Annotated in this window: 15 protein-coding genes; 8 read left to right on the top strand and 7 right to left on the bottom strand. The window is 72.1% G+C overall.

Annotated elements, in window-relative coordinates:
* The 4 genes from NAG42_RS38455 (at nt 1) to NAG42_RS38440 (ending at nt 5,871) form a co-directional block, all read left to right on the top strand.
* Nucleotides 1-1,251 (top strand): ATP-grasp domain-containing protein, encoded by a 1,251-nt coding sequence (locus tag NAG42_RS38455; protein ID WP_250037288.1) that lies wholly within the window; start codon nt 1-3, stop codon nt 1,249-1,251.
* A gap of 40 nt (nt 1,252-1,291) precedes the next feature.
* Nucleotides 1,292-1,732: a DUF5990 family protein gene (locus tag NAG42_RS38450; protein WP_250037287.1), complete on the top strand. Its 441-nt coding sequence runs from the start codon at nt 1,292-1,294 to the stop codon at nt 1,730-1,732.
* Nucleotides 1,729-4,698, top strand: coding sequence for a DEAD/DEAH box helicase (locus NAG42_RS38445; RefSeq protein ID WP_250037286.1), 2,970 nt, complete (start codon nt 1,729-1,731; stop codon nt 4,696-4,698). The genes NAG42_RS38450 and NAG42_RS38445 overlap by 4 nt, the downstream gene beginning before the upstream one ends.
* Before the next feature lie 171 nt (nt 4,699-4,869).
* Complete coding sequence (locus NAG42_RS38440) at nt 4,870-5,871, top strand: SWIM zinc finger family protein (protein WP_250037285.1); 1,002 nt, start codon at nt 4,870-4,872, stop codon at nt 5,869-5,871.
* An 85-nt stretch (nt 5,872-5,956) separates the two neighbouring features.
* Here the strand turns inward: NAG42_RS38440 and NAG42_RS38435 are convergent, their stop codons facing one another.
* The 3 genes from NAG42_RS38435 to NAG42_RS38425 form a co-directional block, all read right to left on the bottom strand.
* Nucleotides 5,957-7,003: a hypothetical protein gene (locus tag NAG42_RS38435; RefSeq protein WP_250037284.1), complete on the bottom strand. Its 1,047-nt coding sequence runs from the start codon at nt 7,001-7,003 to the stop codon at nt 5,957-5,959.
* A gap of 31 nt (nt 7,004-7,034) precedes the next feature.
* Nucleotides 7,035-8,447, bottom strand: a complete 1,413-nt coding sequence (locus NAG42_RS38430; protein ID WP_250037283.1) for an SDR family NAD(P)-dependent oxidoreductase — start codon at nt 8,445-8,447, stop codon at nt 7,035-7,037.
* Nucleotides 8,448-8,645: 198 nt separating this feature from the next.
* The gene (locus tag NAG42_RS38425; protein ID WP_250037282.1) at nt 8,646-9,557 is read right to left on the bottom strand and encodes a LysR family transcriptional regulator; all 912 of its coding nucleotides are present in this window, start codon (nt 9,555-9,557) and stop codon (nt 8,646-8,648) included.
* A gap of 70 nt (nt 9,558-9,627) precedes the next feature.
* Between NAG42_RS38425 and NAG42_RS38420 the strand changes: the two genes are divergently transcribed.
* Both NAG42_RS38420 and NAG42_RS38415 read left to right on the top strand, forming a co-directional pair.
* Nucleotides 9,628-10,521: a DMT family transporter gene (locus tag NAG42_RS38420; protein WP_250037281.1), complete on the top strand. Its 894-nt coding sequence runs from the start codon at nt 9,628-9,630 to the stop codon at nt 10,519-10,521.
* A gap of 337 nt (nt 10,522-10,858) precedes the next feature.
* Nucleotides 10,859-11,596 (top strand): SDR family NAD(P)-dependent oxidoreductase, encoded by a 738-nt coding sequence (locus NAG42_RS38415; RefSeq protein ID WP_250037280.1) that lies wholly within the window; start codon nt 10,859-10,861, stop codon nt 11,594-11,596.
* A gap of 3 nt (nt 11,597-11,599) precedes the next feature.
* Here NAG42_RS38415 and NAG42_RS38410 read toward each other — a convergent pair whose 3' ends face one another.
* Together NAG42_RS38410 and NAG42_RS38405 are read right to left on the bottom strand one after the other, a co-directional pair.
* The gene (locus tag NAG42_RS38410; RefSeq protein ID WP_250037279.1) at nt 11,600-16,597 is read right to left on the bottom strand and encodes an MMPL family transporter; all 4,998 of its coding nucleotides are present in this window, start codon (nt 16,595-16,597) and stop codon (nt 11,600-11,602) included.
* Between the two features lie 59 nt (nt 16,598-16,656).
* Nucleotides 16,657-17,589, bottom strand: coding sequence for a hypothetical protein (locus NAG42_RS38405; RefSeq protein WP_250037278.1), 933 nt, complete (start codon nt 17,587-17,589; stop codon nt 16,657-16,659).
* Between the two features lie 227 nt (nt 17,590-17,816).
* On the opposite strand from NAG42_RS38405, the gene NAG42_RS38400 reads away from it, so the two are divergent.
* Nucleotides 17,817-18,431 carry an FKBP-type peptidyl-prolyl cis-trans isomerase gene (locus NAG42_RS38400; RefSeq protein ID WP_250037277.1) on the top strand — a complete coding sequence of 205 codons (615 nt, stop codon included), beginning with the start codon at nt 17,817-17,819 and terminating at the stop codon, nt 18,429-18,431.
* A gap of 36 nt (nt 18,432-18,467) precedes the next feature.
* On the opposite strand, the gene yaaA is transcribed toward NAG42_RS38400, so the two are convergent.
* Entirely contained in the window at nt 18,468-19,265 is a 798-nt protein-coding gene (gene yaaA, locus NAG42_RS38395) for a peroxide stress protein YaaA (RefSeq protein WP_250037276.1), read from the bottom strand.
* Between the two features lie 9 nt (nt 19,266-19,274).
* Nucleotides 19,275-19,619, bottom strand: coding sequence for an STAS domain-containing protein (locus tag NAG42_RS38390; RefSeq protein WP_250037275.1), 345 nt, complete (start codon nt 19,617-19,619; stop codon nt 19,275-19,277).
* 181 nt (nt 19,620-19,800) lie between these two features.
* Here NAG42_RS38390 and pgm point away from each other — a divergent pair, with 181 nt between their 5' ends.
* Nucleotides 19,801-21,444 (top strand): phosphoglucomutase (alpha-D-glucose-1,6-bisphosphate-dependent), encoded by a 1,644-nt coding sequence (gene pgm / locus NAG42_RS38385; protein ID WP_250037274.1) that lies wholly within the window; start codon nt 19,801-19,803, stop codon nt 21,442-21,444.
* The last annotated feature ends 52 nt before the right edge of the window (nt 21,445-21,496 follow it).

Below are 21,496 nucleotides of genomic sequence, written 5' to 3'. Positions count from 1 at the left end.
GTGGCGGACGTCGAACACACCATCGGACTCCTACTGGGAACTGAAGACGATTGGCCACGGGCCTTCGAGGCCCTGGTGCGGCGGCTCGGCGTGGTGCCGGGCCCGGACGGCAAGTCGCACCGGATCTCGTCGGTGCGGGTCACCATCGAGCCGTTCAACCTGCGCTACAAGCCCCGCCACGACCTGGTCATCGACCGGCTCGCCTACTGGTATTACCACCCGCGCGAGTGGCTCAAGAAGATCGCGCTGATGGACGACGTCTACCTGCTGAACAGCCCGTTCACGTTCCAGTCGATGGAGAAGCACGCGGCCTACTGCGCGATGATGCGGCTCGGGCTCAAGGTGCCCGAGACGGTCCTCGTGCCCTACAAGAACCCGCTGGACAACAGCCGGTACGCCTACACGGCGGCCCGCTACAACGAGCAGTTCGACCTCGACGCGACGGCCGCTCAGGTCGGCTATCCGATGTACATGAAGCCGTACGACGGCGGGGCCTGGGTCGGCGTCTCCAAGATTCGCAACCCGGACGAGCTGCACGCCGCCTACGACGCCTCCGGGGAGCGGCTGATGCACCTGCAGTCGTCGGTCGAGGGCTACGACGTCTTCGCCCGCTCGCTGTCGATCGGGCCCGAGACGATGGTCATGAAGTTCCGGCCCGAGCAGCCCATGCACAACCGCTACGAGGTGCAGCACGGCTTCCTCACCGACGCCCAGGGCGACGAGGTGGTGACCATCTCGCGGCTGGTCAACGCGTTCTTCCGGTGGGAGTTCAACTCGTGCGAGTCGCTGGTGCGCGGCGACGACGTGCACCCGATCGACTACGCCAACGCCTGTCCCGACGTGGCGATCACCTCGCTGCACTACTACTTCCCGTGGGCGATGGCCGCGCTCCTGCGGTGGTCGGTCTACTGCGTGGTCACCGGTCGCAAGCCGCGCCTGGACACGGACATGTCGGCCTACTTCGCGGTGGGGGATGACCCTTCCCTCTCGTACGCCGAGAAGCTGGCCGCCTACCGCAAGCTGGCCGACGACTACTTCGAGGCCGACCGGTACGCCGACTTCTGCGCCCGCTACCTCGGCCACGTCGACGAGATCGTGCACGAGTGGGTCACCTCCGACGAATACCAGTCGCTGCTGCGCGAGACCGTCCGGGCTGCTTATCCCGTGCACGAGCACGAGAAGTTCCTGGCCCACTTCGGCGGCCTGACCGACGCCTGGATCAGAGACAACACCCCGTCCCGTCACCCCTGAGCCCCTTCTTCTGTCGGACCCCGGGGCTAGGGTCGTCAGCGTGCGGATCCGGATCGAAGGGCGCGAGCTGCCGGCCCAGCGCGCGGGGGCGCGGGCCGATGCTCTGCGCCTGGCCAACGTCCACGTCGGCGTGCAGCGGCAGCGGGAGGCGGTCGACCTGGTGCCCGCGTGGGCGCTGGCCGCCGCCTGGCAGTTCGAGATCACCTCGCGTGAGGTCGACGAGCTGCTCGACGTCGGCGGGCCATGGGTGCACGGCCGTCCAGGGGCCCGCTTCCTCTACCTGACCTGGGGCAACGTCGTCGGTGACGAGTTCCAGATGTTCCGGCGGGCCAAGCTGCTGTTCGGCGACGTGCCCACCGCGACGCTGCGTGGCGCCCACGAGGGCGGCCTGCTGACCGCCGAGCTGGCCCTGACCGACGCCGGGGGCGACCCGATCTCGGCCCGGGTGCGGCCCCCCGCCGTCGTCTGGTCGTTGCGATGACCTCCCTGGTGGCGGCCGAGACCCGGGTGCTCCACGGGTTCGTGGGGCGCGACGGCGCGATCACCCTATGGGGCGAGGCCGGCCCGCTGCCGTCGCCGGCGCGGGGCGATCATCCGTTCGCGGTGCCCGCGTCCCGGCTGCCGGCGGGGGAGCGGCGGGCTCCGGCGACGCTCGTGCTGCCGTCGACCGGTGCCGGGCCGCTGCCGTCCCCGCAGCTCGGGCTGTCGCCGCGGCGCGGCATACCGCGCCTGCGGGCCTGGCAGGTTCCGGCCGTCATCGTGCCGTTCGTCGACGACGAGATCGCGGGCGAGTTCGACGGGCGGCTCGGGCGCTCGGTCGAGTGGCTGATCGAGCTGTGTGACTTCGCGACCGATCTCGTCCGGCGAGGCCGGGTGCTCCCGGCGGTCCACCCGCACGGTCCGACCGCCCGGTGGCGGCCCGTGCTGACCGGATTCGACGCTGTCCACCGCGACGACCTGCTGCGCCGGCTTCCCGCGGCGGCCCGGGCCGAGCGCGCCCGCCCCGGCGACGTGGCCGGCCTGCCCGCCGAGGACGCCCTGGCCGCGGCCCTCGATCGCCTGGTCGACGGCCTGGTCCGCACCCGGCTGGCCGAGGCCGGCGTCCGGCTCGGCGACGGCTGGCTGGCCGCCCTCACCGGCGAGCCGGCCTTCGCCGCGGCTCCGGCCCTGGTCGACGAGCTGACCGGGAGGCTCGACGCCTGGCACACCGGCGCCACCACCGGGGCCGCCGTCCGGGTCTGCTTCCGGCTCAGCCACCTGCGTGAGGTCGAGCCCGACGATCCCGACGCGATCAATCCCCACTCGACCGAGGTGGCGATCCGCGACGCCTGGCTGCTCGAGTTCCTGCTGCAGGCCGTCGACGAGCCGAGCGCCCTGGTCACCGCGGCCGACGTCTGGCGCGACAGTTACGCCCCGCTGCGCCGCTGGACCAGCCACCCGCAGGAACGCCTGCTGGGCGGGCTCGGCCGGGCCGCCCGGCTCTACCCCGGCCTCGACGACGCGTTGCGCGTGCCCCGGCCGGTCGACATGGTGCTCGACACCGAGGAGGCGCACCGCTTCCTCACCCACGCCGCCGCCCTCGAGGAGGCGGGCTACGGCGTGCTGCTGCCGGCCTGGTGGCGCGACCGGCCCGGCCTGGGTCTCGGTCTCACCGTGCGGCCGGCCGACCCGATCCCCACGGTGCTGCGCGACCAGGCGCCCGACCTGGCCCACCTGGTCGACTACGACTGGCACCTGGCTCTCGGCGGCCGCGTGCTCAGCACCGAGGAGCTCACCGACCTGGCCACGGCCAAGGTGCCTCTCGTCCGGCTCCGGGGCCGCTGGGTCTACCTCGACGCCGACCGTCTCGACGCCGGGCTGCGTTTCCTGGCCCGCGGGGGCGGCACGATGACCGCCGGGAACGCGTTGCGCACGATCAAGCTGCTGCCGCCCGAGGAGTTGCCGCTGCCGGTCACCGCCGTCAGCGGCGAGGGCTGGGCGGCCGACCTGCTGGCGGGCGACCTGGAGGAGCGGCTCGAGTTGCTCGATCAGCCGGCCGAGCTGGCCGGCTCGCTGCGGCCGTACCAGGTGCGCGGGTTCTCCTGGCTGGCGTTCCTCGACGGGCTCGGGCTGGGCGCGTGCCTGGCCGACGACATGGGCCTGGGCAAGACCGTGCAACTGCTGGCGCTGCTGCTGCACCGGCGCACCGGGCCGGCCTTGCTGATCTGCCCGCTCTCGGTGCTCGGCAACTGGCAGCGTGAGACAGCCCGGTTCGCACCGACGCTGCGCGTGGCGGTCCTGCACGGCAGTGATCGGCCGGCGTCCTTCGGCGACGCCGACCTGGTGCTGACCACCTATGCCACGGCCGTGCGCGACATCGACCAGCTCGCCACGATCCAGTGGGACAGGGTCGTCCTCGACGAGGCCCAGCACGTGAAGAACAGCGCCGGCACGGCCGCGCGGGCGATCCGCCGGCTGCCGTCGCGCATGCGGGTCGCCCTGACCGGCACCCCGGTGGAAAATCGGCTGGCCGAGCTGTGGTCGATCCTCGACTACCTCAATCCCGGCGTGCTGGCGTCGGCCCACACGTTCCGCGCGCGCTTCGCCGTGCCGATCGAGCGCTTCGGCGACGAGGAGGCGGCCGCGCGCCTGCGCCAGGCGACCCGGCCCTTCATGCTGCGCCGCACCAAGTCCGACCCGATCGTGATCGACGACCTGCCCGACAAGCGGCACGTGCGGCACCTGTGCGGGCTCACCGGCGAGCAGAGCACGCTCTATCGCGCGGTCCTCGACGAGATGACCAACCGGCTCGACGAGAGCACCGACCGGTGGAACAAAGGCATCGTGCTGGCCGCGATGACCAAGCTCAAACAGGCCTGCGTCCACCCCGCCCTGCTGCTGGGCGACGGCTCGCCGCTGCCCGGCCGCTCGGGCAAGCTGGAGCGCCTGGAGGAGATCGTCGACGGCGCGCTGGCCCAGGGCGAGAGCGTGTTGTGCTTCACGCAGTACGCACGCTTCGGCTCGATGCTGACCCCGCACCTGGCCGCCCGGTTCGGCGTGCCGGTGCGCTACCTGCACGGCGGCACCACCCGCAAGGACCGCGACGCGATGGTCGCCGCGTTCCAGGCCGACGAGCGCCCCGGCGTCTTCGTGCTCTCGCTCAAGGCCGGCGGCACCGGCCTCAACCTGACCGCGGCCAACCACGTGGTGCACGTCGACCGCTGGTGGAACCCGGCCACCGAGGACCAGGCCACCGACCGGGCCTTCCGCATCGGTCAGCAGCGCGACGTCCAGGTGCACACGCTGGTCTGCCTGGGCACGCTCGAGGAGCGCATCGACCGCCTGCTGGCCGACAAAGGCGTGCTGGCCGCGCGCGTGGTCGGCAACGGCGAGGGCTGGCTGACCGCCCTGTCCACCACCGAGATCCGCGACCTGCTCACTCTCGCCCCGGAGGCCATCGTTGACTGACCACCGACCGGTCGGCGGCGCCCCTGGTCCCGCGGCGCCCCTGGTCCCGCGGCGCCCCTGGTCCCGCGGCGCCCCTCGTCCCGCGGCGACTGATGACCGCCGGGGACGCCCAACCTGGATCCGCCCGGAGGATGTGCCGGCCGGATCTTGGCGCTGCGCGGGAGGCCTGAGGTGACCGACGATCGGCTGGCGGTGGCTTTCCTCGGCACCTTCGAGTCGCTGCGGATGGCGCCGACGTTCGCGCGCGGGCGGCGGGCCGAGCGGTCGGGGCATGTGCGCAGCCTGACGATCTCGAGCAGCCTGGTGGTCGCGCAGGTGCGCGGGCCCGAGGACCCGCGCGCGTTCCGATCCCGGATCGCGGTGCGCGCCTTCGGTGCTTCCGAGTGGGCCGCGCTCGAGGCGACGATGGCGGCCGAGGCCCGGTACGCGGCGTCGCTGCTCGGCGGGCAGATGCCGGCCGGCATAGCCGACGTGTTCGCCGAGGCCGGGCTCAGCCTGGTGCCGCTGTCGCTCGACGAGGTGGCGATGGACTGCTCGTGCGAGCGCTGGCCCATGCCGTGCGTGCATCTCGCGGCCACCTGTTACGCGCTGGCCCGCAGCTTCCAGGAGGACCCGTTCGGCGCCTTCGCCTGGCGCGGCCGCGGGCGCGACGAGCTGCTGGTCCACTTGCGCGAGCTGCGCAACGCCGAGGCGGTCGCCGCTTACACCGCTCCCGCGGCTAATCCCGCGGCGGGCGAGCGCGATGCCGCCACCGCCGCGCGCAACTCCGCCTCCGGACGCAATTCCGGTGGCGTGCGCGATGCCGCTGGCGTGCGCGATGCGGCTGGGGTGGGCGATGCAGCTGGCGTGCGCCATGCGGCTGGCGTGGGCGATGCAGCTGGCGTGGGCGATGCCGCTGGGGTCGGCGATGCAGCTGGCGTGGGCGATGCGGCTGGCGGAGGACGTGACGCCGCTGGCGGGCGTGATGCCGCCGCCGAGCCGGGTGATCTCGGTGAGGTGGACGAGTTCTGGGGGACGGCATGTCCGGTGGCGGCGCCGGTCGGCGGGCGGCCCGGGGCGGTGACCCGGCCCGATGCGCTGCTCGACCAGCTCGACCCGCCGCCGCTGGCGCAGGACGGCCGGCCGATCGTGGAGGTCCTACGACCCGCTTACCTGGCCCTGCCCGACGAATAGGGGATCAGCACATCTCCACTCGTATTAATCCGATCCGTGGCTTTCCTCCCCGGGCGGGGTAAGCGCTCCGAAACACATCTGTCACTCAGAGTGCAGATGATCTCCTCCTCTCGACGCAACGTCGGTCCAGAGAAGGTGTGAAATGAACCGTATTACCCGGATGCTTTCCGTAACCGGCCTCGGCCTGATCGCTGGTGTCACCATCGGCGCCGGCCCCGCCATGGCGGCGACCGGGACGGACGCGAGCACTTCCACGACAGCGGCGGCGGGCCAGGGCGCCGACCGCGTCATCCGTTACTTCCACAGCTACCGCAGCTGCGTCATCGCCGGCCGGATCGGCGAGAACATCGGCCGCTGGGACGACTTCGACTGCGACCGCGTCGGCCGCAGCACCTGGGCCCTCGAAGTCAGCTGGTACCGCGACTTCCGTCACGGCAACCGCCACCACGGCGACCGCTTTCCGTTCCGCTCGCGTGACCGTGACCGTGACCGTGACCGTGACCGTGACCGTGACCGTGACCGCGACCGCGACCACAACGACCGCGGTGACCGCGATGGCCGTGGCCCGGGCGGCGACCGCGATAGCGGCCGCGGTCAAGGCGACGACCGCGATGGCGGCCGCGGTCAGGGCGGCGACGGTGATGGCGGCCGTGGTCAGGGCGACGGCACGCGTGGTCAGGGCGATGGTGGTCGTGGTCAGGGCGACGGCACGCGTGGTCAGGACGGCGGCACTCCTGGTCAGGGCGACGGTGGTCGTGGTCAGGGCGACGGCACCCGTGGTCAGGGCGACGCTGTTCCTGGTCAGGGCGACGCTGTTCCTGGTCAGGGCGACGCTGGTCGTGGTCGGGGCGATGGGAGCCGTGGCCAGGGTGATGCCGGTCAGGCTCAGGGCGATGCTGCCGGTGGCCAGGGCGATGCTGCTCGTGGTCAAGGCGATGGCAGCCGTGGCCAGGGCGATGCCGGTAAGGGCACTGCTGCTGGTGGTCAGGGCGATGCCGCTCCTGGTCAGGGCGACGCTGCTCGTGGTCAGGGCGACGCGAGCCGTGGCCAGGGTGGCGACGGTGATGGTGCTCGTGGGCAGGGTGACGGCGGTCGGCAGGGCTGATCGAGTTAGTGCGGTATGGCGAGCCACGGGCCTGTGGGGTCGTGGCTCGCCCGTGTTCTTACCAGGCGACCGGCTCGTAGTCCTTCAGGAAGACGCCGTACAGGTCTTCGCCTTTTTCGCCGCGCACGATGGGGTCGTAGACGCGGGCGGCGCCGTCGACGAGGTCGAGGGGGGCGTGGAAGCCCTCCTCGGCCAGGCGCATCTTGGTCGGGTGCGGGCGTTCGTCGGTGATCCAGCCGGTGTCGACGCTGGTCATCAGGATGCCGTCGGCGAACATGTCGACTGCGCTCGTGCGGGTCAGCATGTTGAGCGCCGCCTTGGCCATATTGGTGTGCGGGTGCCCGGCGCCCTTGTAGCCGCGGGCGAAGATGCCCTCCATGGCTGACACGTTGACCACGTAGCGCCGCGGGTGGGGTGAGCGGAGCATCGCCGTGCGCAAGCGGCTGACCAGCACGAACGGGGCCGTCACGTTGCAGAGCTGCACCTCCAGCAGCTCGAGTGGGTCGACCTCGTGCACGCGGTCGCTCCAGCTGTTGGTCGGTGTCGTGTCGGGGACCAGGCCGCCGGCGTCGATGGCGACCGACCGGGCGGTCAGCGCCATCTCGGTGATCTGCTGGGGCGTGAGCACCGGCGCGCCCGTGGTCAGCATCGCGGCCGGCGAGACGCCCGCGGTGCCGAAGTATTCGAGCTCGGGCAGCGGCCCGTCCGGCAGCGGTCCGGCCTCGGCGGCGGCGATGGCCGCGTAAGAACCCGGAGTGCGCCGGACCGTCTGGGCCGCGTTGTTGATCAGGATGTCGAGCGGACCACGGGCCGCGACCGAGTCGGCCAGCCCGACCACCTGGGCCGGGTCGCGCAGGTCGAGCCCGACGACCCGCAGCCGGTGCAGCCACTCCTCGCTGTCGGGCATGGCCGAGAACCGGCGCACCGCGTCGTGCGGGAAGCGCGTGGTGATCGTCAGGTCGGCGCCGTCACGCAGGAGGCGCAATGCGATGTACATGCCGATCTTGGCTCGGCCGCCGGTGAGCAGCGCCCGCCGCCCGGTGAGGTCGGTGCGCGCGTCCCGCCGGTCGTGGTTGAGCACGGCGCAGTCGGGACAGAGCTGGTGATAGAACGCGTCGACCCGGGTGTAGCGCTGCTTGCAGACGTAACAGCCGCGCGCCTGCCGCAGCACCCCGGCCGTGCCCGACTCGACCGACGTGCGCAGCGGGATGCCCGCGGTCTCGTCGTCGATGCGCCCGGGCGCTCCGGTGGCCGTGGCCTCGGTGACCGCCCGGTCGTTGGCCAGGATCGCGTCGCGACGCTCGCGCCGGCGCTTGAGCTTCACGGTCTTGAACAGGGCGGCCGTGGCCAGCCGCACCGCGACCGCGTCGGGGTGCTCGGCGGGCAGGCCCTCCACCTCGGCGATCACCGAAAGGCAGAGCGCCAGCCGCTCCGGATCCACCCCGGCGGCCGTCTCAACTTCGCCCGTCATGCCCACGTTTAATCCTCACACCTGCGAAACACCTGCGAATCCGACGCAGGAACTGTACTGATCCCGGACGACCATCGGCCGTCCGAGTCCCACCCGAAGAGCTTCCCACCGAGTTCCGCCCCCGCCGAGCCCTGTGGATAACTTCGGCCCGTCCGGCCGGAAACGGGGGTGCCCGTCGAGTGGGAGCGGGAAGGTTGGTCAGGCTGGGACGGGAAGGGCTGCCACCGTGTCGCGGAGGGCGTGGACCAGCGCGTCGGTCAGGGGGCTGGGACGGCGGCGCGGGGTGACGATGCCGATGTAGCGGCACGGGCACGGCGCGGCCAGGGGGATGGCGGCCAGGCCGGGCTGGGCGGCCGCGGTGAGGGCGACCTGCGGGATCATGCTGATGCCGACCTCGGCGCGGACCAGGGACTGGGCGAAGATGTAGTCGGTGCCCCGGCAGGCGGTGCGGATCTCGAAACCGGCCAGGGCGGCGTAGTGGTCGAGCATCTCGACGATCTCCAGGCAACCGTGCACCCAGCGCTCGCCCTCCAGCTCGGCGATGGTGATCGACTCGCGCCCGGCCAGCGGATGGGCGGCGGGCAGCACGATCCACATCGGGTCGTCGAGTAGCGGTTCATAGCTCAGACCGGAGCGGTCGCCCGGGCGTACGGGGGGAAGCTTGTCGAAGTGATAGACGAGTGCGAGGTCGGCCGCACCCGAGCGCACCAGGGGCAGGGCGTCCTCGGGCTCGTTCTCGAGCACGGTGAGCTCGACGCCCGGACGCTCGGCGGCGAACCGGGTCAGCGCCGCCGGCAAAAGCCGCTGGCCGCCGCTGGTGAACGTGGCCACCGTCAAGCTCTCGACCGTGCCCAGACGGGCGATCTCCCGCTCGGCATGGGACAGCTCGGCGGCGATCGCCTCGCCCGCCTCGACCAGCACCCGGCCGGCCCCGGTGAGCTTGACGCCGCGCGTGCTGCGCAGCACGACATTGGTGCCGAGTTCGCGTTCCAGTGCGGCGATCTGCTGCGACACGGCTGACGGGGTCATCCGCAACGACACCGCGGCCTGGTTGAAACTGCCCAGCCGCGCCACCTCCCGGAGCACGGCCACCCGGCGGACGTCGATCATAAGCTCACCTGCAAACCACATCAGTAAGTCGGTACTACCGCTTACTACCGTACGGGAGCAGTGTCGAGGTGTGAATCGCCGCGCCTGGTTTCTCTTCCTCGCTGTCTCGGTGCTCTGGGGCATCCCGTACTTCCTGATCAAGATCGCCATCGAGGACCTCTCGCCGCTGCTCGTGGTCTTCGGCCGGGTGGCGATCGCCGCGCTGGTGCTGCTGCCGATCGCCGCCGCCCGCGGCACGCTCAGCCGGCTGCGCGGCCGGTTGGGACCGGTCACCGTGCTGGCGTTCGTGCACATCCTCGGGCCGTTCCTGCTGATCACGTATGGCGAGACGCACATCAGCTCGTCGCTGACCGGGCTGCTCATCGCCATCGAGCCGGTCGCGATCGCGCTGCTCATGGCGCGTACGGAAAGGTTGACCCCGATCCGCGTGGGGGGTCTGGCGCTCGGCTTCGGCGGGGTGGCGCTGCTCGTCGGCCTGGACCTCTCGGGCGACCGGCTGGGCCTGCTCGGTGCCGGGATGGTGCTGGTCGCCGCGATCAGCTACGCGGTGGCCACGATGATGGTGCAGCGCCGCCTGGCCGACGTGCCCACCGAGTCGCTGGTCGGCGCCACGACCGGCATCACCGCGCTGGCGCTGGCGCCGTTCGCCGTCTTCGCGTTGCCCACCGAGCCCGTCCGCGCCGAGGCCTGGGCCTCCCTGGGGGTCCTGGGGTTCTTCTGTACGGCGTTGGCCCTGCTCGCCTTCTACCAGCTGATCGGCCAGGTCGGTTCCACCCGCGCCGGCCTGGTCACCTATGTGAATCCAGTGGTCGCCGTCCTGCTCGGGGTGGCGCTGCTCGACGAGCACTTCGGGGTCAGCACGATCGCCGGCTTCGCCCTGGTCGCCGCGGGTTGCTGGCTCTCCACCCGCTCGGTGCCGGCGGCGCTCGAACCCCAGCCGGAACCGGCACCCGTCCGCGCCTGACACCGGCGCTTTCCCGAGCCCGCGCCTCTTGCGTCCCCGTAGTTGATCGTGCTCAGTAAGCCGCCCGGACCCCCGCCCACCCAGGGGCAGAGGAAACTCTAGAACTCTTTCGGCGGAGGACTCCGAGTTATCCACAGCGACCGCCCTGTGGACAGTTCGGTGTGCAGGGCGGTGCTATCGGGCACGATGGAGACAGGTGTGGCCGAGCGACCCAGCGCCAGCGGGCCGCTCGGCCACACCGCACGGCGGGTCCGTCGATCGCCCACGACGGCCGGCGGGCGGACCGGCCGCGGTTCAGCTGGTCTTTTTCATGGTCGTTCGGCATAGGGTTGATGCCATGGGGCGGCGGATTCTGATCACCGGGGCACGACGCGGCATCGGGGCGGCGGTCGCCGTCGGGCTCGCCCGGCCCGGGCACAAGCTGTGGCTGCATCATCTGGACGCCGCGGACGAGGCGGAAAGCGTCGCGCGCCTCTGTCGTGACCTCGGCGCCGAGGCCCTGCTGCTCGACGCCGACCTGTCCGACGCCGCGGCCGTGCGCGATCTGGCCGAGCGGGCCGGCCCCGTCGACGTCCTCGTCAACAACGCGGCCAAGGCGTCCAACGTGAACTTCGCCGGCCTGCCGCTGGAGGAGTGGCAGCGCACGTTCGCGGTCAACGTCACCGCCCCGATGCTGCTCGCCCAGGCGCTGAGCGCGGGCATGGCCGAGCGTGGCTGGGGCCGCATCGTCAACGTGGTCTCGCCGACCGTCCGCATGGGCGGTCCGTCCGGTCCGGCCTACGTGTCGAGCAAGGCGGCGCTGATCGGCCTGACCCGCTCGCTGGCCCGGGCGCTCGGCCCGGCCGGGATCACGGTCAACGCGTTGTCGCCGGGCGCCATCCGCACCGAGGGCGAGGCCGAGCTGGCCGCCGGCCACGACGCCGAGGCGCACGCTCCGCTGCTGGCCACCCAGGCTCTGCCCCGGGCGCTGGTCCCGGAGGATCTGGTGGCCACCGTCCGGCTGCTGGTCAGCGAAGGGTCGGGCGCCCTCACCGGCCAGGTGCTCGAGGTCGGCGGGGGCCTGGTCTTCCGCTGAGGCTCACTCGTCCGGCTGGTCATCCTCGGAGCGGCGTGGCTTGGGCAGTTGGTCGGCCAGGGTGGCCGGCCTCCGCGCCGGCTTCGCCGGCTGGTCCGAGACGGCTGAGCGCGGTTTTTCGGAGGTCGGCCGACGGGTACGGCTGCTGTACTGCGCCAGGTCGGCCGGGCGGGACTCCCGCAGGTGATCACCGAGGTCGGCCGGCCGCGTCTCGCGCAGGTGGTCGCCCAGGTCGGCGGGCCGGCGCGGCGCCGGTGGGGTCACCGAGGACGCGTACGCCGGGGAAGGTGTCACCGGCGGCCCGGGCTCAGCCACGGCCGGTTCGGCGATGTCAGTGCCGGGCCGGAACGAGTACGGCCGTTCGCCCAGCGTCGCGGGCCGCCGCAGCGGGGTCGGCTCGACCGGTTCCTCAGCCGGCCGCGAGGGCGACCAGTCATCGGTCTGCGGAGCGGGTGCGGGCCGCTCGTCCGGCTCGGCCGCCCGGCGCGCGGCGAACAGGCTGCCCAGATCCGACCGGCGCCCACCGGTCTCGGCGACGGACGGCTCCGGCCGCGAGGTCCGCGGCGGCAGCGGGTCGGCCACCGGTGCCTGCTCGGCCATCGGCAGCGACTGGGGCAGGACGGGCTCCGAGGATGCGGGCGAGACGGTCCGCCGGGGCAGCGGCTCGGCGGCCGCCGGAGGCACCCTCCGCGGGGGCGGGGGTTCTGCGGCGGGCGGGAGCAGGATCCGCTGGGGTTCGGCTGTGGTCGGTGGGACGCCCCGGTGGGGCAGTGGTTCGGCTGTGGTCGGTGGAACGGCCCGGCGGGGCAGGGGGTCGGTCGCGGAAGGGAGACCGCTGCGCTGGGGGTCGGCTGCGGTCGGTGGGACGGCCCGGCGGGGCAGGGGGTCGGTCGCGGATGGGAGATCGCTCCGCTGGGGGTCGGCTGCGGTCGGTCGCACGGTCCGCTGAGGCAAGGGCTCGGCCGCGGGGGGCGGCACGATCCGCTGAGCAGCGGACGCGTCTGGCGGCACGATCCGCTGGGGGAGGGGCTCGGACGTGGGGATGCGCCGGGGCAGCGAGTCGGAGGTCGGGCGCTTGGGCAGGGGCGCGACGTCCGGGCTGGGCGATGGCGCGGGGTTCTCGAGGCGGCGGGCGCGTTCGATCGCGGGGGCGGGCAGGTGGCGCGTCGTCTCCAGGCCGGGGATCTGCAGCCGCCGGGTGGCCTCCAGGTCGGGCGCGTCGAAGCTGCGGGTGACGTCGAGCTCCGGCTCGGGTTCCTGGGCCACGGGCTCGGCCGGCGCCGGGATGAGGTCGGGCAGCACGATGCTTCCCGAGGTTTCCGGGTCGGGTGTCTCGAAGGTCCGCGCCACCCGCCGGTTCGGCGCCTCGAAGATGGCCGGCGGGTCCTCGGCGGCCGGGACCTCGAAGGTTGTCGTCGCGTCGAGGTCGGGGGCGTCGAAGCTGCGGGTGACGGCCAGGTCGGCGAGGTTCCGGGTGCTCTCGAAATCGGGCCGGTCGCCGAAGTAGGGGACCGTCGACTCCGGCGCGGCGGGCAGCTCCAGCGAGCTGGCGAACGTCCCGGCCGACGACGGCGCGAAGAAGAAGTCGTCGGGCGCCGAGTAGTCCGGCTCGGTGCTCCGCGACTCCGAGCGGTAGAGCCCGGGCATCGGGTAGTACGGCTCCGGCAGGTACGGGGGGACGACAGCCTCGTCCTCGACGACCTCGGCGTCCACCACGTCGTCAGCCACCGGCTCATCCGGAACGACCTCGGCGTCGGCCACCGGCTCATCCCCGGCCCGGTCGACGTCGGCGACGGCGTCGTCCACCTGGGGCTCGCCGTCGACCTGCTCAACGACCGATCGGCCGCCGTCGGCCACCGGCTCGTCAACGATGACAGCGGCGCTCGCCGTCACGTCCTCTCCGGCGACCGGCTCCCGAAGGTCCGTTTCGTCCGCCGCAGGCCGACTCGCGGCGTCGAGCGAAGAAACCGCCGCCGGCTCATCGTCATCGGCGGAAGAAGCCGCAGCCGCCTCATCGACGGAAGAAGTAGAGGCGAGTTCGCTGACCGGAAAAGCCGTAGCGGTCGCGTCAGCCGAAGAAGCTGTAGCCGGCGCGTCGATCGAAGTGTCCGAAGCGGGCTGGTCATCGGCAGAAGCTGCTGCCGGCGCGTCGTCCGGAGTAGCTGTAGCGGGCCGGTCGTCCCGGGAAGGCACAGCAGGCTGCTCGTTCGGAGAAGACATGTCCGGCAGATCGTCTGAAGAAGACGAAGCGGACTCGTCGCCCGGAGAAGCCGTTTCCGGCGCGCCAACCGAAGAAGCAGCGGCGCTCACGCCGGACGAAGAGGCTGTTGCCGGCGCGTCGACCGAAGAACCCGTAGCGGGCTCGTCAACCGAGGTGGTCACGGCGGAAGAAGCCGCAACCGGCTCACTGTCGGCAAGTGCGGAAGCGGGAGTCGAAACAGAATCAGAATCGGAAGCAGCGGAGATCTCGTCCTCGACGATCTCGGCATCGACCTGCTCGTCGTCCGGCGCCGCCTGCGTCGACTCCGATGCCGCCGTCTCACCGGCCACCGGCTCGTCATCCTCGATGATCTCCGCATCGACGATGTCGTCATCCCCGGAAGAACCCGAAGCAGAACCCGAAGCCGAAGCCGGGACCGAAGCCGCAGCGGAAACCGAAGCCGTCCCCGCCGGCAGAGCCCGAGCACCCCCCGGCTCACCAGCTTCATCCGTGACCTTGGGAATGACCTCGGTAGCCGTGTCGTTCTTGCCCGGCCGGGCGCGCCCCACCATCCCCGGCGGCAGCAGCATCACTCCCGCCGCCTCCCGGTCCCAGGCGGAGTAGTTCGGCCCCGGCGGCAACGCCAGCATGACCGTCGGCTCACCCGCCGCGTGCCGGCCCGGCGGCAGCGCCGGCGGCTCCTCCCCGGCGTGCTCCGACAGCCCGGCCCGCTCCTGCAACCGCCGCAGCGGCCCCGGCGCCCACCACACCGCGTTGCCCAGCAGCCCCATCACCGCCGGCACGAGCAGCATCCGGACCACCGTCGCGTCGAGCAGCAACGCCACGATCATGCCCACGCCCACGAACCGCATCGTCGTCACCGACGACAGCGCGAACGCCCCGGTCACCACGATCAGCAGCAGCGCCGCCGCGCTGATCACCCGGCCGGTGCGGGCCAGCCCGATCGTCACCGCCTCGTTGGTCGACGCGCCGTGCGCCCGCGCCTCCACCATCCGGGAGAGCAGGAAGACTTCGTAGTCGGTGGACAGCCCGAACACCACCGCCGCCATCAGCACGACGATGCCCGCCTCGAGTGGTGCCGGCGTCACGTTCAGCGTGCCCGCCAGGTGCCCGTCCTGGAAGATCCAGACCAGGATGCCGAAGGTCGCACTGAGGCTCAGCGCGCTCATCAGGACCGCCTTGATCGGCAGCAGGATCGAGCCGAACGCGAAGAACATCAGCAGCAGCGTGGCCCCGACCAGCATCGCCACCATCAACGGCAGTTTCGCCGCGGTGGCCGCCAGGCTGTCGACGTTGCGGGCCGTGGCCCCGCCGACCAGCAGCTCGGCCCCGTTGGGGGTCGGCAGCGACCGGATCCGGTCGACCACCTCGCGCGCCTCGGTGCTGAACGGGTCGGATGCGCGCAGCGTCGCGTTGAAGACGGTGACCTCGCCCGCGCGCTGGGCCGGGCCGATCTGCGCGATGCCGGGGATCTGGCGCAGCGTCACCGCGAAGCCGGAGGTGTCGGCCGACCCGCGCAGGACGATCGGCACGCCGCTGTCGGTGAACTGCGGGTAGTCCGCCTTGAGGGTCTCGATCGCTTGCCGGGCCGGGTCCTGGGCGGGCAGCGTGCGCTCGTCGGCCTCGCCGAACCGGACGCCGGCGATCGGCGCCGCCAGCACCAGCAGACCGGCCAGGATCGGCAGGGCGACGAGGACCCGGTGGCGCAGCACCCAGGCGGCCAGCCGGCCCCAGAAGGAGCCTTCGTTGCCCCGGCCGGGCAGCTTGATCGGCAGTTTGTCGATGCGCGGGCCGAGCACGGCGAGCAGCGCCGGCAGCAACGTCAGGGACAGGAGCGCGGCCAGACCGACCGCGGCCAGACCCCCGTACGCGAGGGATTTGAGGAAGCCCTGCGGGAACAGCAGCAGACCGCCGAGCGCGATCATCAGCAGCGTGGCCGAGAAGACGACCGTACGCCCGGCGGTGGCGACCGTCCGGCGGACCGCCTCGGCCGGGGTCCGGCCCTTGGACTGCTCCTCGCGGAACCGGCCCACCATGAACAGGCCGTAGTCGATCGCCATGCCCAGGCCGAGCAGGCTGGCCACGTTGACCGCGAACGAGTTGACGTCGTGCACCCCGGCGATCGCGTGCAGGATGCCGAGCGAGCCGAGCACCGCGGCCCCGCCCACCAGCACCGGCACCGACGCCGCGACCAGCGAGCCGAACAGCAGCACGAGCAGGATCAGCGTGATCGGCAGCGAGATGATCTCGGCCTTGGCCAGGTCCTGGGTCGAGCGGGTGGAGGTCGCGTCGGCCAGCACGACCCCGCCGGAGAGCTGCACCTTTGTGCCGGCGACAGCCAGTTTGTCGTCGATCTCGCGGAACGCGTCGAGCTTGGCGCCGTCGTCCGCGCCGGCCAGCGTGAGGAGGGCGACGCCGCTGGTCTTGTCCTTGGCCACGAACTGCGGGGACCGGGTCGACCAGTACGACGTGCTGCTCTTGACGGCCGATTTGGGCAGCCCCTGGAGCGTGGACCGGATGCGCTGGCCGAGCGCGACGTCGGTGATCTTGCCCTTGGTCGGCGTGTAGATGACCACCAGGTCGCCGCCCTGCGCGCCGAACGCCTTCTGCACGGCCTCGGTGGCCTGTGACGACTCGCTGTCCGGGTCGTTGTAGCCGCCCTCGGTGAGCTGGCCGAAAACCCCGAGCCCCCAGACGCCCGCGCTGATCACCGCGACGAGCGCGACGGACAGCACCGGCCACCGGAAGCGGGCGACCCACGATCCCCAGCCCGCGAACATGTCAACCCCTCTGGTCCCTCACTACCGCCGGATCCCGGCTGGAGTGTTATGAGAACACTTCACGAAAGCGTGGCCGCTTCCAGGGTTACCCCTGAGCAACCTTCCCCGTACGCGGTGTCGGTACCCCACGTGAGCCGCAACTGGCCGGATTTCGGCGCCTGGTAGGCCACGGTCAGCACCACGGTGCGCAGCGTGTCACCGCGTTGTTCGAAGACGGTAGTGCCGGTGGAGTCGCCCGTGCTCAGCCGCGCGGTCAGCTTTCCGCGGGCCGAGACCGCCCCGACGTAGAGCTTGAGCACCCGCGGCGTGGTGCCGGCCGGGGCGGTCAGGGTGAAGCCGTTGCCCTTGCCGCAGGTGCGGATGCCGGTCGTCGTCCCGTCGCTGCTCGCCACCGGGTCACCGCCGGCCCACTTGTACTTCTGCGGGCTCAGCGAGTGCCGGAAGCGCGGTGCGGTGGGCGCACCCTCGAGAATGCGGAAATCGCCCTTTTTCGCGCGCTCCAGGGAGAACGTGCCGTCGAGTCCCCAGTGCACCCAGTCGCTCTCGCCCTCGGACGACAGGTTCACCACCGAGGGCACCGCGTCCTTGACGATCCTGAGCTGGTCGCGGGTCGTTGGGGGCACGGTGGCCGCTTTGGTCGGGCTGGGCGACGGTGAGGGCGACGGGCTGCCCAGCGGGATCAGCCCCTCGCTGCTGCTGCCGCCGCTGGGTGGCGGCAGCCGCAGGTCCCCGAGAGCCGGCGCGGGCGGGTCGATCGGCGGGGCCGCCTGCTCGCTGCCCTTGAGGCCGCGGGTGGCGATGAAGCCGAACCCGATCACGACGAGCACGCCGGCCAGGATCACCGCGGCCGACGAGAGGATCTCGTTCCACTGGCGACCGTCCTCGGCGAGGCCGGCGCGGCGGCGGACGCCGGTAACAGGGGCGCGGACGCCGGTGACAGGGGCGCGGTGGCCGGTCCGGCGTCTGCGGCGACCATCCTCGGTCGACGACAACCGACCCTCCTGGGGGAGATACAGCGCGGGTTCACAGCGCGAAGAAAGGGGTGGGGCGTCAACAATGGCACTTCGTTGCGTGACGGTGAAGAGCGGAATGCGTGACCGCCCGTTCGGGTGATCACGGCCCTAGGTGGTTCGGCTGAGGTTCGGGATGGCCTTCGTCACGACGACGGGTACGGTGTCCGAAGTTTCCGGAGATGCCGAAACAGGAGAGTCGACGACCTATGAGCACCGACACCGCCCGACCCATCACCGGCGACACGGCGAAACGCCGCACCCAGGCCGTGGCCGGCGCGGTGGCCGGGCTCGCCGTGATCGCCGTCCTGGTGACCGTCTTCGTCACCGTCCGCGGCGGCGATTCCGACCCGGCGACGCCGACGGCCGCCGCACCGCCCTCCGCGGCGGCGCCCGCCGAGCCGACCGCGCCGGCGCCGTCGGCCGAGCCGCCGGCCGCCGATCAGCCCGCGCCGGTCGACACGCCGCCCGCGCTGGCGAAGCAGCCGGTGGTCAAGGGCGGCACCGGCACGCTCGACAAGCTCAAGGTGACGGCTCTGGTGCCCGGCTCCGGCCCCGAGGTCAAGTCCGGCCAGACCATCACGGCCAACTACGTGCTGGTCGACTACAAGACCGGCAAGGAGCTCGACTCGTCCTGGCAGCGCGGTCAGCCGATCGTCACGCCGATCGGGGCCGGCCGCGTCATCGAGGGCTGGGACAAGGGCATCCCGGGGCAGAAGGTGGGCAGCCGGGTCCAGCTCGACGTGCCCGCCGCCATGGCCAAGGGCCTCCAGGGCGTCGAGGGCGACCTGCGCTTCGTCGTCGACCTGCTGGCCACGCAGTAAGCCGCAGTCACGCTGTAGGCCGCAGTCACGCTGTGGTCAGAGCTCGGCCACGACGACGTCCAACTGCCGGGGGCGGCCCGCACCCGCGGGTCGCTCCTCGACGGTGTACCCCAGATCGCGCAGTGCCGTGACGATCTCGTCGACCGTGGCCGGCTCCGCCCCGTCCTCGGCCAGGGCGCGCACGATCCGCCCCTTCGTCGCCTTGTTGAAATGGCTGACGACCGACCGCCGGGCCACCCCGTCGACGACTCGCTCGTGCAGCACGCGCACGGTGGCCGAGGAGCCGGCGGGCGCACTCCACATCGCGCCGTAGGCCCCCGACCGCAGGTCGAGCACTGGTCCGTCGCCGGCCGCCGGGTCGAGCACCTTGGGCAGGGCCTTTTTCCAGTACGCGGTGAGTCCGCCCACCCCGGGCAGGGTCACGCCGACCGACAGCCGGTAGGCCGGGATGCGGTCGTCGAGGCGCACGACACCCCACAGCCCGGAGAAGACGACCGCCCGCGAGTCGGCCCAGGCCCGCGCCGCCGGTTTGAGGCTGTGCGCGTCGAGCGCCTCGTAGAGCACGCCGCTGTAGATCGAGGCGGCCGGTGCGGCCGGCGACGAGAGCAGCATCGCGTTACGGGCGATCTCGTCGCCCTGCCCGGCGGAGAGCCCCAGCGTCGCGAGCGACTCGGCCACCGCCCGGGCGCTGGTCCGCCGGCTCATCGACACGAGTTTGCCGAGCACCCGCTTGCGGGCCGTCGCCAGCCGCGGCAGCCACAGCGAGGTGGGATCGACGGGATCACCGACGACGGCGGCGGTCTTGCCCTCGGACGGCGGCAGCAGGATCAGCACGTGGCGAGATTAGTCCGGGTCACGCCCGGCCAGCGCGTCCCCCACCGTCGTGTAGACGGCCAGCCGCGGGATCAGCCCGACGGTGTCGAGCAGCCGCGCCAGGAACTCGCCGGGCGCGGCCAGCCGCAGCCAGCCACCGCTCGCGGACGCCCGGTTGTGCCCGACGACCAGCGCGCTCAGCCCGGTCGAGTCGCAGAACTCGATGCCCGACAGGTCGACCACGATCCGTGGCGCCGGTCGGTCCAGCAACTGCTCGAGCGCCGTGGTCAGCGTCGTCCCGCTGTCGATGTCGATATTGCCGCGCACCGTGACGACCACCGATTCGTCGCTGTTGTCGACCACTGACACATGCACGACAGGCCCCCGTTTGCCTCAGGCGTACTCAACGGGTTGTCTCTGCCCAATCGGTGACCGGAAGTCACCTTGTTGATGTACGGAATCCCACGGCCGGCCAACCGCTTACCGATCCGCTGCCCGGGGCATGCGGTATCGATACGCTCCCCGTAGGTTCCACGCCTTTTGAAGGAGGCCGCCCATGTCCGTCAACCCCCGCGCCGGACAACCCGCCGAGCCGCGCGATCTGATCGACGTGCCGAAGGTGGTCTCGCGCTATTACACCGAGCACCCGGACCCCGAGGTCGTCGGCGAGCGCGTCGCGTTCGGCACCTCCGGCCACCGCGGTTCCAGCCTGCGCAACGCGTTCAACGAGGACCACATCGCCGCCACCAGCCAGGCGATCGTGGAATACCGTCGCGCGCAGGGCACCGACGGCCCGCTGTATCTGGGCCGCGACTCGCACGCGCTCAGCGAGCCCGCCATGATCACCGCGCTCGAGGTGTTCGCGGCCAACGACGTGACCACGCTGATCGACAGCCGCGACGGCTACACCCCGACGCCGGCCGTCTCGCACGCGATCCTCACCTACAACCGCGAGCGCTCGACCGGCCTGGCCGACGGCGTGGTCGTCACGCCCTCGCACAACCCGCCCGACGACGGCGGCTTCAAATACAACCCGCCGAACGGCGGCCCGGCCGACACCGACGCCACCCGGTGGATCCAGGACCGGGCCAACGAGCTCATCGCGGCCGGTCTGCGTGACGTGAAGCGGGTGCCCGCGTCCCGGGCCCGCCAGTCGTCCTCGGTCTCCGGCTACGACTTCCTCGACACGTACGTCGGTGACCTGCCCGCCGTCATCGACCTCGACGCGATCCGGTCGGCCGGGCTGCGCATCGGCGCCGACCCGCTGGGCGGGGCCAGCGTCGCCTACTGGGGCGCGATCGCCGAGCGGTACGGGCTCGACCTGACCGTGGTGAACCCGAACGTCGACCCGACCTTCGGCTTCATGACGCTGGACTGGGACGGCAAGATCCGGATGGACTGCTCCTCGCCGTACGCGATGGCGTCCCTGATCGAGCAGAAGGACCGCTTCCAGCTGGCCACCGGCAACGACGCCGACGCCGACCGGCACGGCATCGTCACGCCCGACGCCGGGCTGATGAACCCCAACCACTACCTGGCGGTGGCGATCAACTACCTGTTCGCCGCGCGTACCGACTGGCCGTCCGGCGCCGCCATCGGCAAGACGCTGGTCTCGTCCTCGATGATCGACCGGGTCGCCGCCGACCTGGGCCGCCGCCTCGACGAGGTGCCGGTGGGCTTCAAGTGGTTCGTGCCCGGCCTGCTCGACGGCTCGATCGGCTTCGGCGGCGAGGAGAGCGCCGGCGGCTCGTTCCTGCGCCGCGACGGCGGCCCGTGGAGCACCGACAAGGACGGCATCCTGCTCGACCTGCTCGCCTCCGAGATCCTCGCCGTCACCGGGCGCACGCCCAGCGAGCACTACCGCGACCTGACGGCCAAGTTCGGCGAGCCCGCGTACGCCCGCATCGACGCCCCCGCCACCCGCGAGGAGAAGGCGGTGCTGGCCAAGCTGTCGCCCGAGCAGGTCTCGGCCAAGGAGCTGGCCGGCGAGCCGATCACGGCCGTGCTGACCACCGCCCCCGGAAACGGCGCCCCGATCGGCGGCCTCAAGGTGGTGACCGAGCCCGGCTGGTTCGCGGCCCGCCCGTCCGGCACCGAGGACGTCTACAAGATCTACGCCGAGTCCTTCCAGGGCCCCGAGCACCTGGCCCGGATCCAGGAGGAAGCCCGGGCCGTGGTCTCGGCCGCCCTCAAGGGCTGACGACTGAACTTCTCAGCATCCGCCCCCGGCGGCCGACAGGAAGGCGGTAGGG

Origin of the sequence: Paractinoplanes maris, assembly GCF_023544465.1 — a bacterium.
Classification (GTDB): Bacteria; Actinomycetota; Actinomycetes; order Mycobacteriales; family Micromonosporaceae; genus Actinoplanes; species Actinoplanes maris.
This window is presented reverse-complemented; position numbering and strand designations above follow the sequence as displayed.